The sequence below is a fragment of the Rufibacter aurantiacus genome, from assembly GCF_017916345.1.
GTDB lineage: Bacteria > Bacteroidota > Bacteroidia > Cytophagales > Hymenobacteraceae > Nibribacter > Nibribacter roseolus.
In genome coordinates, this window is record NZ_JAFMSV010000002.1 from 988,645 (window position 1) to 1,001,477 (window position 12,833).

Here is a 12,833-nt window from a genome sequence, read left to right on the forward strand (position 1 = left end):
TTTCTCACAATCCAACAAACACAACCTTACGCACTAAATGAAACAGTTCTTACTCGCCTCCGGGCTGCTCCTAGGTTTGGCAGCACCGGTTCTGGCGCAGGAAAACATTGACAAGTCCAAGTTCAGGCAACTGGCGCAGGAATTGCCTACCCCCAATACCTACCGTACCGCTTCCGGGGCCCCGGGCCACGAGTACTGGCAACAGCGCGCCGACTACAACATCAAGGCCGAGCTGAACGATGACAACCAGTCGCTCACCGGCTCGGAGACCATCACCTATACCAACCTCTCGCCCGATGTCCTGACCTATCTGTGGGTACAGCTGGACCAGAATATCTTCGAGAAGAATTCAATGACCAACCTCACCCGCACGAACAAGATCCCGGACAAGCCTACCTTCGGCGTGGCCGAGGCGCTGGGTGAGCAGGCTTTTGACGGCGGTTACAAAATCAAATCGGTGAAGGATGCGAACGGCAAGGCCTTGCCGCACACCATCAACTTCACCATGATGCGCATTGACCTGCCGCAGCCGTTGAAACCGAAGCAGAGCGTGAAGTTCAGCATAGAGTGGTCCAACCTCATCAACGACCAGAAAAAGCAGGGTGGCCGCGGCGGCTATGAGTTCTTCCCTGAGGACGGCAACTACGAGTACCAGATGGCCCAGTGGTTCCCGCGCATGGCCGTCTATGACGACGTGAACGGCTGGCAGCACAAGCAGTTCCTGGGCACCGGCGAGTTCGCCCTGCCGTTCGGAGACTACAAAGTGAGCCTCACCGTTCCTTCAGACCACGTGGTAGCCTCTACCGGTGAGTTGCAGAACGAAGATGTTTTAACCTCTGCCCAACGCAGCCGCCTGGCCCAAGCCAAGAAAGCTAACAAGCCCGTTTTGATCGTGACGCCGGAGGAAGCCCTGAAAGCCGAGAAAAACAAAGCCAAAGGCAAAAAGACCTGGACCTTCGTGGCCAAAGACGTGCGCGACTTCGCGTGGGCCTCTAGCCGTAAGTTCATCTGGGATGCCATGAACGTGAACTACGCCGGCAAAAACACCCTGGCCATGAGCTATTACCCCAAAGAAGGAAACCCATTGTGGGGCCAGTATTCCACCGAGGTTGTAGCGCACACCATCAAGACCTACTCCAAATTCACCATTGACTACCCGTATCCGGTGGCTATCTCCGTGCACGGTGCCGTGGGCGGGATGGAATACCCGATGATCTCCTTCAACGGTGGACGCCCGGAGAAAGACGGCTCGTACACCGAGCGCACCAAATACGGCATGATCTCCGTGATCATCCACGAAGTAGGCCACAACTTCTTCCCGATGATCATCAACTCAGATGAGCGTCAGTGGACCTGGATGGATGAAGGTTTAAACACCTTTGTACAGTACCTCACGGAGCAAGAATGGCAGCGCGATTATCCCTCCAGCCGTGGCGAGCCTAGAAACATGGTGACCTACATGAAGATGGACAAGAGCATGCAGCAGCCTATCATGACCAACTCTGAGTCTATCACGCAGTTGGGCAACAACGCCTACGGCAAACCAGCCACGGCTTTGAACATCCTCCGTGAGACCGTGATGGGCCGCAAGCTGTTTGATTACGCCTTCAAAGAATATTGCCGCCGCTGGGCTTTCAAACACCCCATGCCCGCTGATTTCTTCCGCTCCATGGAAGATGCCTCAGGCACCGACCTGGATTGGTTCTGGAGAGGCTGGTTCTACACCACCGACCACGTAGAACAGGAGCTGACCGGCGTGAAATGGTACTCTGTAGACACCCGCAACCCCGAGGTGGAGAACGCCAAACGCCGCGCCGAAATCAACGCCGCGCCTAAGAGCCTGTCGCAGCAGCGCAACCTGCAGGACATCCAGAAGACCTTGGTAGACACCAAACCAGAACTGAAGGACTTCTACAACACCTATGACCCCTTGGCCGTGACCGAGGAAAGCAAAGCGCAGTACCAGAAATACCTGCAGTCTTTGGCTCCTGAAGAGCGGGCCCTATTGCAGAAAGGCCTGAACTTCTACGAAGTGGGCATCCGGAACAACGGTGGGCTGGTAATGCCAGTGGTGATGCAGATGACGTACCAGGACGGTACTTCCGAGATTGTGCGCATCCCCGCGGAGATCTGGCGCTACGACGAAAAGGAAATCACCAAGGTGTTCGTGACCGAGAAACCCGTGGCCAGCTTCATGCTGGATCCTTTCCAGGAAACCGCCGACACTGACATGAACAACAACTCGTATCCGCAGCGTCCGCAACCAAGCCGTTTTGAGCTGTTCAAAGAGCAACCTCGCGGCATCACGCCAAATCCGTTGCAGCAGCAGACCCAACGCCAGACGGCTCCCCGTTCGCAAGGCGGAAACTAAGCCAACCGTTTCGGGTCCGTTTTCCTGAAAACAGGCTCTAAACAGCCATCCAACAAAATCCCCACCTGTTCATTCAGGTGGGGATTTTGTTTTAGGAGGATTTCTATTCTGGGTTAATGCATTGCCACTCCTGCCCATTCCAGTAGATCCACCGGACCTCCTCAGGCTTCCGTAGCCCCAACACAATCCCGCCTCCCTTGATGCCCGGTAAAACTGATCCTGCCCCCGCCGGGAAATGAGAGGTGGTTTTCCAAAAGGCGACCTCCATAAAGCTCCTTAAGGCAGGCCACTGCCCTTCCTCCACTACCATCGCCTTGGCTGGATCTGTCCCCAACAGGAAGGCAACGGCGGTTTTTTGAGTGCGTTTATTTTGCAGGAACACCGCGTAGTCGGGCGCATTGTCTCCGTCAAAATTCCCCTGAAGGTAGAAAGGATTGAGCGCGGGGTTAAGGGTGTACTGTGTTTTAAGGCCGTTTTGCTCAAAAGCGGTCAGAAGCGCCTGGGGCAAATAATCCAGTGAAGGCGCCGTAAGCTTCGGGTTACAGCCTGCCAGCATCAGCACCATGCCCAGGAGGAGAGATTGAGTTGTTTTCATGTGGGTCTAAGGTCAGCTTGTCTCTCTAGAAGACAGGCATGAACTCTGTTTCCCTCTTTGGTTGGTCCTTCGGAAAAAGGCACAAAAAAAGGACTGTCCGTTGGTTGGACAGTCCCTGAAGTTGGCAGGAAACCTGCATTTATTCTTTGTTCTTGAAGTCTCCGTTCTTGATGGCTTTGATGACCTGGTACCACTTAATGGGGTCTAAGAGCGGGTTGGTGGCCCCGGGATTATAACCGCCCCGGCGCATTTGCTGCTGGTTCTGCAGGTTCATGTACGTGCGGTGGTTAGAGTTGGCATCCATGGGCGTGTTCCGGAACATCTGGTCCAGAATCTGCTGGCTCATGGCGCTCTCGCGGTCAATATCCTCCACCGGTGATTTCATGGCCAGCACCGCCTGGGTAAAGTCGCGGAAGGTGGCATACGGGAAAACCCGGATTTCGGGCAGGGCCGTAGGGTCTTCCAGCATCTCGATGATAATGGAATAACTGTCCTTCTCAAAGCTCTGCGGAATCACCAGAGACTGTTTGGCATAGCCCAGTGAGCTGAACACCACGCTATCGCCTGCCAGCACTGGCAAAGAGAAAAAGCCATACTCATTTGTGTTGGTCCCGCGGCCGGCTTTGGGAATATACACGCTGGCGCCCGGAATCCCCAGCAGGCTATCGCCGGCAGTCACCACCCCGGTTAACTGGATCACCTTTTTGGCTCCCTGGCCGTGCGCAGAGGTGAGGCTAATTCCTGAAATAAATAAGAGGACCACCAGAAAGCGCCCCAGATGCGCCCAATAGCGGGAATATAGAGGAGAAGGATTGAAATATAGCGTAGTCATGGATCAGTTCGTTTACAAGTATAGGCTTTTTATAGTACTTTGTGCCGAAGAGCTTTAAATTAATTTTACGAAGAGATACTCCATGAGGCTCAAACATTTTAACGTCAGTTTTGGGGAACAAGTATTCAAAGCCATGAGTGACGTTTCCAGGATCAGGGTTCTGAACCTGTTAATGCGCAACAAGGAGCTGTGTATCGCTGATCTGGAACTGGTGCTGGATTTCACCCAAACCAAGACCTCCCGCCACCTCATCTACCTAAAAAACACCGGCTTGGTATCCTTCCGTAAACAGGATCAGTGGGCCTTTTATTATATCAAAGACGAAATGCTGGACTTTTTGCAGCAGATGTTCGGGTACCTGGAGAAAGATCCGCTGTTACTCAAAGACCAGGAAGTCTACCAAACGCTCTTCTCTAACCGCGAACTGGCCATTAACCGGCTACAGCAGCGGCATTTTACCGGCCTGTAGTTGCATGCGTACCCCAGATGCCTCCGGCCGGTATTTCCCGGCTTTAACCGGACTGCGGGCTGTGGCTGCCTACCTGGTTTATGCCCACCATGCCAAGCCCCAGGTCCCCTTTGCCACCCCGTTTTTTAACAACTTGTTCCGGGAAGGCCACATGGGCGTTTCCATTTTCTTTGTGCTCAGCGGTTTCCTCATTGGCTTAAGGTACAGCCAAAGTTTTCAGGCGGAGGATTCTGCAGCCTGGCGGCAGTATGTATTGCACCGGGTAGCCCGCATCTACCCCGTTTATCTCCTCTGCACTATCGCTGCTTTGGTTTTTCGGCAGGATTTCAGGCCCGGCGTCTGGCTGATGAACCTTTCTATGGCACAGGGCCTGTTTCCAGCGTATTCTTTCACGGGCATTGGCGTTGGCTGGTCCATGACGGTAGAGGTATGTTTCTATGCGGCTGCGCCTTTGGTTCTATTATACTGGGAGAAATTAGGCCTGTTCAGGTGGTTTCTGGTCACCCTGCTTGCCGGTGGCCTATTGCTTTTGATTGGGCAATCACCCTTGCCAGTGTCCTTTGTCCCAGACGGCAATTTTCTGCTTAGGGCTACTTTCTTCGGCCGATGCTTTGAATTCTACCTGGGCATCTGGTGCGCCAAAAGGTTTCTGCTGTCGTCTGCCCCTCCCCTTGCGTCCGCGCAAAAGGCCGGCGCATTCACCTATGTGGGCTCCTTGGGTATTCTGGCCTTCATGCTGCTTATGGCTCCGGCCATCAACCTGTTACCCGATTTCCCAGCTTTGAGGTTCCTCACCTTCCACACCATGAACAACCTTGTGCTGCCCGTTTTCATCGGGAGCCTGGTTACCGGGCTGGCCTTGGAAGAGACCGCCCTTTCAAAGCTACTCGGCTCCAGAACCGGGGAAGCGCTGGGAAAAGGTTCTTACATTTTCTACCTGGCCCATTACACCTTTGGGTTTGATCTCCTTTACTTCCATGTCTGGCAGAACAAAGGAGGCGTGTTGCTGCTGCTGGCTTTGATTTCTGTAGTAGGCTACTATGTTTTGGAGGCCCCTTTGCGAAAAAAAGTCCTGAAGATGTTTTCCCCGCGCCGCTTTGTTGAAACTAAAAGCCGGTAGATTGGTTTTAAAATAACAACTTTGCTCTTCTGCTGCCTTGTCAGCGAGCACTTCTGTTATGAAAAAGCCTAAAACTTACCGTCACCTGTTCTTTGACCTGGACCACACGCTGTGGGACTTCGAGAAGAACTCTGAAGAGACGCTGCACCATTTATACGACCACTATAAGCTAGACCAACTGGGGAACTTCACCCGGGACTCTTTCTACCGAAAATACAGCTTTGTGAACCAACGCATGTGGGACCAGTACCACAAAGGGAAAATCACGCAGCAGCAGCTCCGGGAGAACCGCTTTGTCAAGTGCCTTACAGACCTGGGCGTAGCCTCTAATGATATACCCGAGGGCATCAGCAAGGCCTTTATTGACATCTGCCCCACCAAAACCGCGGTGTTCCCGTTTACCCACGAGGTGTTGGGTTACCTGAAGGAGAAATACGTCCTGCATATCATCACCAACGGGTTCAAAGACGTCCAATACATAAAGATGCGGTCGGCGAAGCTGGATTCCTATTTCTCTGAGATCATCACCTCTGAGTGTATCAACTGCACCAAACCCGATAAGCGTATTTTCCAGCATGCACTGCAGCGCGCCGGTGTCACGGCCCAGGAGAGCCTCATGATTGGTGATAGCCTGGAAGCCGATGTACTGGGCGCCATGAACGCGGGCATTGACCAGGTTTTCTTCAACCCCGAGAAAAAACGCCCCCGTCTGAAACCCACCTATGAGGTACACTGCCTCAGCCAGTTAAAGACCTTCTTATAATTTGTTTAAGGGCTCTTTTCTGTAAAACGCCCGCCAAACGGGAACTCCCGCCTGGTAGGATTTGTCTATAATTTGGTTACTTTTGCAGGCATCTGCCGTAATAGAGGCCAGAGAAGTTCTTTCACAATTGGGGATGACCGGAATTGACAGCTTGAGCAAGCTGGGTGTAAGCATGTCGGGAGTTGGCAGTTTTCCCGTAAATCAGAATTGACCGACGATTATCTGGCGAGTCTAACTACGCCATGGCTGCCTAGTCTAGGTACTAAGCATTTTGCCATTGTCCTGCAGCTCCTCGGTTCGGTGGGGGCTGGTTACAGGGCATCGTAATGCCGATCTAGTGTAGGCCAAGGTGCGGGGTCTGCATGAAACTAAAGCATCTAAGGTGACTTCATAGGCCAGGCTTGGGCCTGGAGCCACACGAAAACCCAACCAAGACTAAACATGTAGAAAGCGCTCAAGTTTCCTTGTCTGGACCAGGGTTCGAATCCCTGCATCTCCACACTTACCATTTAAAAAACCCTGTAATACGTTGTATTACAGGGTTTTTTTATTTTAATACGGACACATATCGGACACTTTTTAACGCGGATTTGGTTCTAAATACTCTTCAATAGAAAATAAATCATGCTCATAGGTAGCCAGTTTTATATCAATGAAGAAAGTAGTAGCTCGCGTTAAACTACTGTCCCTTTAGCATCCTGGTCATTGCAGGCCAGAATATTTGGGGAGAGTTTCCTTCACTTCACCACAGAACCCTGGTAGCCCTTATTGTTTCCTGGGCAATAGCCTATTTCCTAAGCGTGGGAAATACCGGGCAGGAAAAGCTGACCTGGCTTTTTCAAAACAGGGCTCTGCTATTGATGGGGAAAATAATCTACGGCATTTACCTCTACCATGTCACCATATTCAATCATAGTGCAAGGTTTCTGTACAGCTTCAACAAAGCCCTTCCCCTTCCTCAAGAAATCAAAGGGAACTTCTACTTCTTTCTATCAGAGAATTTAGTTCTTCTCTTCCTGCTTGCCTGGCTGTCCTGGAAGTTGTTTGAGCTCCCGATTTCCAACCTGAAGAGGCACCTCAAACAGGAAACACCCAAAAGTGTTGCACAGCAACCCGCTTAAAAACACCTCACCCCATTTGAGGCTACTTTCCTGAAAACAAGCTACAAACGGCAGGTCTGGTCTTCTTACCAGAGCTAAGGTCAAATCCCTGTTTCCATTATCAATACCCTACTTCTGATAAACGACAGGGCATTCATATCTTTTTCAAACCTATCTGGGACAACATTAGATTAAACACTCTCATAAAACTGAGTGTTATTAGAATATCTGGGCTCTAACCAGGACTAAAGTAAGGCGGATTGTGAATTATTTATAAGTTAATTTTACCGGATAATTTACTTATTGATGAGAACCGGACGCAGCAGCCAGGCTTGTTCCCCAAGTAATCAGGAGAGCCGACCACGGCTTCCGTATTCTTTAACAAAACAAAGGCCATGAACTATCAGGAATACAGCGCATACTTCAAAGGCATTTTGGAAAAAGATGCCGCAGAACAGCAGCCACCTTATGACAATCCAGACTACCTGGATTACACGAATTTAAACTGGTCACGCATGAACCGCTGGTTCAAGACCGGAAAACTCTCTGAGGAAATCCTGGAGGTTGTAAGTAAAATAGACCGACCCCAGAGCTGGATCGTGATCACTGAGCCCTGGTGCGGCGATGCGGCCCACAACATACCTTTCATAGAGATGATAGCGCGGAAGAATCCACTTATATCGGTTACTTACGAGCTAAGGGATACGGCCCCCTTCAGGATAGAACAGTACCTTACCAATGGCACTAGGTCCATCCCGAAACTAATCGTCCGGGACCAGGAAGGAAATAATCTGGGAACGTGGGGCCCGCGCCCCGCAAACTGCCAATTGGTATTTACCCAACTGCAGAAGGAGAAGGCTCCGTTTGAGAAAATAAAGGTTGAGATCCAGAACTGGTACAACGCAAACAAAGGCGAGGACCTTCAAAAAGAATTAGTGGGTGTGCTCTCAGGTACGCTATAACAGGCTCCCAGGCGAAGAAGGATAAAAGCAAAAAGCCAGCAGGGTAATCCCCTACTGGCTTTTGCTTTTGCATGCGACCTCTAATTAACCTTGCTTAGTTTTTATAAAAATCAAACGCGATGATGTTACAGTATTTACCTGGCCATCCGTCTGGTTGGGTGGTAAGGTATCCCATGCTTACCTCTGATTTCTCCTGAACCGTGAAGGTTACCCGCAGCTCACCAATGGGCCGTCCGTTGTAGATCTTTGTATGCCCCAAAGAAGTGGTGACTTGCTCCACATCTGGCAGGGTATTCCCCAGGGCGACCACCAAATAGGTTTTATCGTCAGGAGTCAGGTTGGTGTCTCTCAGGTTTGATATCTCAAAAGTATAGGTTCCGGGGTCAAGGGTAAGGGTCTGGTAAATCTTCCCGTTGGTGATGGGCGGCGAGCCCCAGCCGGATTCCACGTTGAAGATATTGCCGTTCCACTCATCCCAGCCGCCAAAACCGCCGTGGTTTTTAGCCGCATCGTTCGTGATCCAGTTGGCCAGGTTGCCCCATCTTCCCGAAGTTGCAGTTGCGATAAACGGTACTTTCTTGTTCTTCAATTGCGGCACAATGTTGATGGCATAATTCTGGAAAGCCACCGCAAATGTGTCAATACTGGTCGGCTCTGGCTTGAAGATGGTTCTGTATTTGATGGTGGTGGATTCTGTAAGTCCTTCCAGAACAGTTTTGGAGGTAGACACGGGAGTAGTGATCACCTTTGTTTCCCCGTTCACCACATACTCTACCTCGGTATACTGGGCCCCGGTTGACAGGTCCATGGCATCCCAGTTGATCACCGTTCTGCTGGTCTCAAAGTCAAGCAAAGAAATCAGCCGGTTGTTCAATCTCCTGCGGTAGGTATTGCCATAGGATGTACCTATCGCATTCACCGGAATTGAAGCATTCCCGGCGGCGTCATAGGTGACGGTGACAAAGTTCTTCACGCCTTCGTCCACAGCGAAAGTTCTTTCAAACGGCTCTTTGCCCACTCCTTTCTCAATCTGGTATTCCACGGAGTCTTTCCGGTCATTCCAGAAAATCTTTACAGTTTTCACCTTGGGATCGGCGCTTAGTTGCCCCTTGTACAGCACGCGTCCCTTGCCGGAGAAGATTTTCACCGAGTCCATTTTGCCGGCGTACTGAATCTCCCCATCCTTGGTGTACTCCTTGAAGTCATCCCAGTCAGTACAGGAATACAAAGCCATCAAGGAAAGTAAGGAGGCAAAGGCCAGCCTTATTTTATGTATGAATATCCTTTTCATTGTATGTTTTCTTTAAAGGTCCTGCCTCCCCTCCATAGAATGGCGGCAGGACCTGGATTTAATGTTTTACAAACGGGTATCTCCGTACACTTTCAGTTCATTGATGCTCTGGGCCGTGCCTCCCGCAAAGTTCTCCAGGCATCTAATCCGGATGTATCTCACCTTAGGCGCGTTCAGGTCCAGATCCCAGTTAAAGCCGGCGGCCGCTGTCTCCCGGTCTTTGGGCGTGTCTTGCCCGTAACCAGTGCCCGAAGGTTTCACCACTTCGTAAGAGCCCAGCAAAACCCAGCTGGTGTCTAAAGCCCCGTTCAAAGAAGGATTGGCCGATCCGTAGATCTCAAACCGCTTCATGGTGGTCAGATAATAGAATTGAGGCGGGTCCAACTCTGGAAAAGGACGGATCCAGATGCGGCTCATTTTGGCCAGCTTGCCGGTGTCAAAGGTGATCATATGGGGCTCGGGCCCGCCATTCACCTGGTGGGTAAAGCTTACATAGGGCCACCCCAAAAGCCCGTCCCAGGCATATTCCAGCCGGGCGCCGTTCGTTACCTGGGGCGCATCACCGGGCAGGACAAATGCTCTGAACCCTGAACTGGGCAGCTCTGCCTCAAACAAGGGCTGGACTATTTTGGAAGTGGTATCAGTGGAGTTCCCCCATCTGTCTTTGACAAAGACCTTGAATTCGTACCGGGTAGTATCCAGGCCCCTGATCTTAGAAGTGATGTCTTTTACCGAGGTGAAAACGCTCTTCTGATTATCTACCTCAAACTCATTGAAGGCATTCTTCTTCATTACAATGATGGAAACATTGGCCGTGTCTGGATTTGCCGCAGACAGGTTGTAACCGCCAAAGGCAGTAGCCACCTGAATGCTTTTGTAGACTTTCCAGATGGGCGCCTCCAAAGGCTTCACCTTCACCGTAACCGGATTGGATTTGACGTTGCTACGGCTCACGGTGTACAACTGAACCTCATGCTCGTTGGTGTCTGCAAAGCCATCCACTATAAGCGAGTTGTTGTAGTAAGAGGTCTGCGCCTCCAGGGTCTTACCGGTGGCAATGGTGTATACCGCCTTCACGTACAGCAGATTCTGGTCTTTGGGTATGGTATAGGTCAGTTTAGCCTTACCCGCCAGGTTCTCCACGGTGACGTTTGACACCATGCTAGGCACGCTGCTATCCCCTCCTATGGGTTCCCGGAACTGCAAATCCTCTTCGCAGGAAACCACGGCCATTATTCCAAAAATGAGGAAAAACGATGTTTTAAGTTTATGTAAGTTCATAAGTTTAATCCGCTAAAATGTTGATTTACCATCCTGGGTTTTCTACCAAATTCTGGTTGCGTCTGATGTCATAGTTACCCACCGGCCAGAAATAGTCTCTGGGGGTTATAAACTTCTGGCTGAACACCACTCTTTCATTGTTATAGGTCTCAGGGGTTTTACCCATGATGTTAAAGCCCGTGATGTCTTTGTTCAACTCCTCGCCCGCCAGTTTCCATCTTCTCAAGTCCCAGAAGCGGTGACCTTCAAAAGCAAGCTCAATGAGACGCTCACGTCTGATAATGTCCCGCAGACCGGTTTGTGAAGTGTATTTTGAGGGGTTTTTAGAGAAATTAGACCAAGACTCTACAATCCCTTTCAAACCGGCTCTTTCCCTGATTTTGTCTAAGTATTCAATGGCCACGGGAGAACCTGCCTGTACTTCGTTCAGGGCCTCGGCGTACATCAGGTATAGATCTGCCAGCCGTATTTCTGGCCAGGGGTAGGATTTCCAGGTAGGGGCATTGGTGCCGTTGGTAGTAGACTCCCAGTGCACCAGTTTTTTAATGAAGTACCCGGTCTCGTTCCAGTTCACGAAGTCCCCGAAACCTGCTTTATCCCCGTTTTTAGATTTCACATAGAAGGTGTTGACGTCACTGCCGGTTGGGTTTCCATCCTTCATGTACCAGATACCGCCGTCAAAACCTAAATCGGCGTAGAAACGGGGTTCACGGTCAAAATTCAGGCGGGCGGTTTTGTAGTTGGTCTCTATGTTGAAATTCTCCTCTGCCCCGGCCACCTTAACCGCTGAGTAGTTGGTAAAGTCCAGGGTTTTGTCTTCTTCAATAGGCACCCCGTTTTTGGTGTAGAACATCTTGGCGATTTTGATAGGGGCAGACCAGGGAGCCTGCAACTCAAACCTACTGTTCTGGCTTCCTCTCTCCATAGGAGGCATGCACAGCCTTTCATTGATGAAATAACTGTTAGACAAAGCCCATACATGCTCAGTACCCCACCGGTTGGTAACCGCGTTTCTGATGTTCAACTGGGTTTTGGTGACCTGGCTCAGGTTGTACACATCGGTGGTGTACTTGTAAAGTGCGTGCCCGTTCTGCTCCGCCGACTCAATGGCGGCTTTGGCTGCCTCCGCGGCTTTTACCCATTTGCTCTGGTCGTAAGTAGGGTTGAATAAGGCTACCCCTTGTTTGTCTGTGAAGCCGGCGTAATCAGCGTTGCCATTGAACAAAGGACTGGCGGCATACAGCCAGAGCTTTGCCTTTACAGCCAGCGCAATAGGTTGGGTGATTCTGCCCATCTGTTTGTTTTCATCGAAAATACGGGCGGGCAATTTCTCAACGGATTGGTCTAGCAGGTTGGAGATGTAGTTCACCACCTCGTCTACCGGCATGCGTTTGGCGCTGGGCTCGTCAGTGGCAGGGATATCATCAACAATCGGAATGGGTCCGTACATCCTGAATAAGTAGAAGTGGTAGAACGCCTTCAGGAACTCAACCTCCCCAATCCACCGGATGCGTTCTTCCGGGGTGAGATCAGGCACCTTGCTGGGGTCCTTTACATTGGCCAGAAAGATATTGCAGTGACGGATACCTCTGTAGATTTTCAGGTGGTCGTTCCAGCCGCCGTTGCCTTTGCGCATGCCCGCCCATTCATCAAACAAGGGCGCATCTTTGGTTTGCTGGCCCAGGGCAATCCTGTAGGCCGGGTGCCAATGGGTCTGGCTTGCCTGGGGCAGCCAAATCTCATCGCCAGACATCAATCCCGCATTGTACCAGCCATCCCCGTTTTTAGGCAGAAAGGAATAACAGGTAAACAGGTACTTCTCTGCCTCGTTGCGCAGCTTGAAGGCATGCTCTATGGTAGCCACGTTGTCTGGCACCACATCCAGATAGTCTTTGCAGGAAGAAGCAGCCAGAGCCAGAAGAACCAGAAAGAAACTGAACGGTTTCTTTCTTCTGTGCGAAGCTTCTTTTTTGGCCGGGGCTTTGAAAAGTCCTTTGCCAAAGGGATATATTTTTGAGAGGAAACTCTTCTTTTCCATGATATCGTACA

At 50.9% G+C, this 12,833-nt stretch carries 11 protein-coding genes and 1 other RNA gene; 7 read left to right on the top strand and 5 right to left on the bottom strand.

What is annotated here, in order from left to right; all coding sequences use genetic code 11:
• Window positions 1-37 precede the first annotated feature (37 nt).
• On the top strand, window positions 38-2,371 hold the full coding sequence (locus tag J3P34_RS09350) for a M1 family metallopeptidase (RefSeq protein WP_210488099.1): 2,334 nt from the start codon (window positions 38-40) through the stop codon (window positions 2,369-2,371).
• A gap of 103 nt (window positions 2,372-2,474) precedes the next feature.
• Here J3P34_RS09350 and J3P34_RS09355 read toward each other — a convergent pair whose 3' ends face one another.
• Both J3P34_RS09355 and J3P34_RS09360 read right to left on the bottom strand, forming a co-directional pair.
• Window positions 2,475-2,966: a hypothetical protein gene (locus J3P34_RS09355; protein ID WP_210488101.1), complete on the bottom strand. Its 492-nt coding sequence runs from the start codon at window positions 2,964-2,966 to the stop codon at window positions 2,475-2,477.
• 139 nt (window positions 2,967-3,105) lie between these two features.
• On the bottom strand, window positions 3,106-3,798 hold the full coding sequence (locus tag J3P34_RS09360; protein WP_210488103.1) for a carboxypeptidase-like regulatory domain-containing protein: 693 nt from the start codon (window positions 3,796-3,798) through the stop codon (window positions 3,106-3,108).
• Window positions 3,799-3,880: 82 nt separating this feature from the next.
• Between J3P34_RS09360 and J3P34_RS09365 the strand changes: the two genes are divergently transcribed.
• The 6 genes from J3P34_RS09365 to J3P34_RS09390 all read left to right on the top strand — a co-directional run bounded on the left by J3P34_RS09365 (window position 3,881) and on the right by J3P34_RS09390 (window position 8,212).
• Entirely contained in the window at window positions 3,881-4,267 is a 387-nt protein-coding gene (locus tag J3P34_RS09365; RefSeq protein ID WP_210463362.1) for an ArsR/SmtB family transcription factor, read from the top strand.
• A 4-nt stretch (window positions 4,268-4,271) separates the two neighbouring features.
• Window positions 4,272-5,387: an acyltransferase family protein gene (locus J3P34_RS09370; RefSeq protein ID WP_210488105.1), complete on the top strand. Its 1,116-nt coding sequence runs from the start codon at window positions 4,272-4,274 to the stop codon at window positions 5,385-5,387.
• A gap of 58 nt (window positions 5,388-5,445) precedes the next feature.
• The gene (locus J3P34_RS09375) at window positions 5,446-6,150 is read left to right on the top strand and encodes a YjjG family noncanonical pyrimidine nucleotidase (RefSeq protein WP_210488107.1); all 705 of its coding nucleotides are present in this window, start codon (window positions 5,446-5,448) and stop codon (window positions 6,148-6,150) included.
• A gap of 129 nt (window positions 6,151-6,279) precedes the next feature.
• Window positions 6,280-6,652, top strand: a transfer-messenger RNA (tmRNA) gene (gene ssrA / locus J3P34_RS09380).
• Window positions 6,653-6,950: 298 nt separating this feature from the next.
• Window positions 6,951-7,271 (top strand): hypothetical protein, encoded by a 321-nt coding sequence (locus J3P34_RS09385; RefSeq protein WP_210488109.1) that lies wholly within the window; start codon window positions 6,951-6,953, stop codon window positions 7,269-7,271.
• A 374-nt stretch (window positions 7,272-7,645) separates the two neighbouring features.
• On the top strand, window positions 7,646-8,212 hold the full coding sequence (locus tag J3P34_RS09390) for a thioredoxin family protein (RefSeq protein WP_210488111.1): 567 nt from the start codon (window positions 7,646-7,648) through the stop codon (window positions 8,210-8,212).
• Between the two features lie 94 nt (window positions 8,213-8,306).
• On the opposite strand, the gene J3P34_RS09395 is transcribed toward J3P34_RS09390, so the two are convergent.
• The 3 genes from J3P34_RS09395 to J3P34_RS09405 all read right to left on the bottom strand — a co-directional run bounded on the left by J3P34_RS09395 (window position 8,307) and on the right by J3P34_RS09405 (window position 12,822).
• Window positions 8,307-9,503, bottom strand: coding sequence for a DUF4998 domain-containing protein (locus J3P34_RS09395; RefSeq protein ID WP_210488113.1), 1,197 nt, complete (start codon window positions 9,501-9,503; stop codon window positions 8,307-8,309).
• Window positions 9,504-9,569: 66 nt separating this feature from the next.
• Entirely contained in the window at window positions 9,570-10,784 is a 1,215-nt protein-coding gene (locus J3P34_RS09400) for a DUF4959 domain-containing protein (RefSeq protein WP_210488114.1), read from the bottom strand.
• Window positions 10,785-10,809: 25 nt separating this feature from the next.
• A complete protein-coding gene (locus J3P34_RS09405) occupies window positions 10,810-12,822 on the bottom strand; it encodes a RagB/SusD family nutrient uptake outer membrane protein (protein ID WP_210488116.1) in 2,013 nt (670 codons plus the stop codon).
• Between the last annotated feature and the right edge of the window lie 11 nt (window positions 12,823-12,833).

Bases quoted from the DNA above. Each gene is read 5' to 3' on its own strand.
- J3P34_RS09350 (WP_210488099.1), top strand. From the start codon at position 38: ATGAAACAGTTCTTACTCGCCTCCGGGCTGCTCCTAGGTTTGGCAGCA.
- J3P34_RS09355 (WP_210488101.1), bottom strand. From the start codon at position 2,966: ATGAAAACAACTCAATCTCTCCTCCTGGGCATGGTGCTGATGCTGGCA.
- J3P34_RS09360 (WP_210488103.1), bottom strand. From the start codon at position 3,798: ATGACTACGCTATATTTCAATCCTTCTCCTCTATATTCCCGCTATTGG.
- J3P34_RS09365 (WP_210463362.1), top strand. From the start codon at position 3,881: ATGAGGCTCAAACATTTTAACGTCAGTTTTGGGGAACAAGTATTCAAA.
- J3P34_RS09370 (WP_210488105.1), top strand. From the start codon at position 4,272: ATGCGTACCCCAGATGCCTCCGGCCGGTATTTCCCGGCTTTAACCGGA.
- J3P34_RS09375 (WP_210488107.1), top strand. From the start codon at position 5,446: ATGAAAAAGCCTAAAACTTACCGTCACCTGTTCTTTGACCTGGACCAC.
- J3P34_RS09390 (WP_210488111.1), top strand. From the start codon at position 7,646: ATGAACTATCAGGAATACAGCGCATACTTCAAAGGCATTTTGGAAAAA.
- J3P34_RS09395 (WP_210488113.1), bottom strand. From the start codon at position 9,503: ATGAAAAGGATATTCATACATAAAATAAGGCTGGCCTTTGCCTCCTTA.
- J3P34_RS09400 (WP_210488114.1), bottom strand. From the start codon at position 10,784: ATGAACTTACATAAACTTAAAACATCGTTTTTCCTCATTTTTGGAATA.
- J3P34_RS09405 (WP_210488116.1), bottom strand. From the start codon at position 12,822: ATGGAAAAGAAGAGTTTCCTCTCAAAAATATATCCCTTTGGCAAAGGA.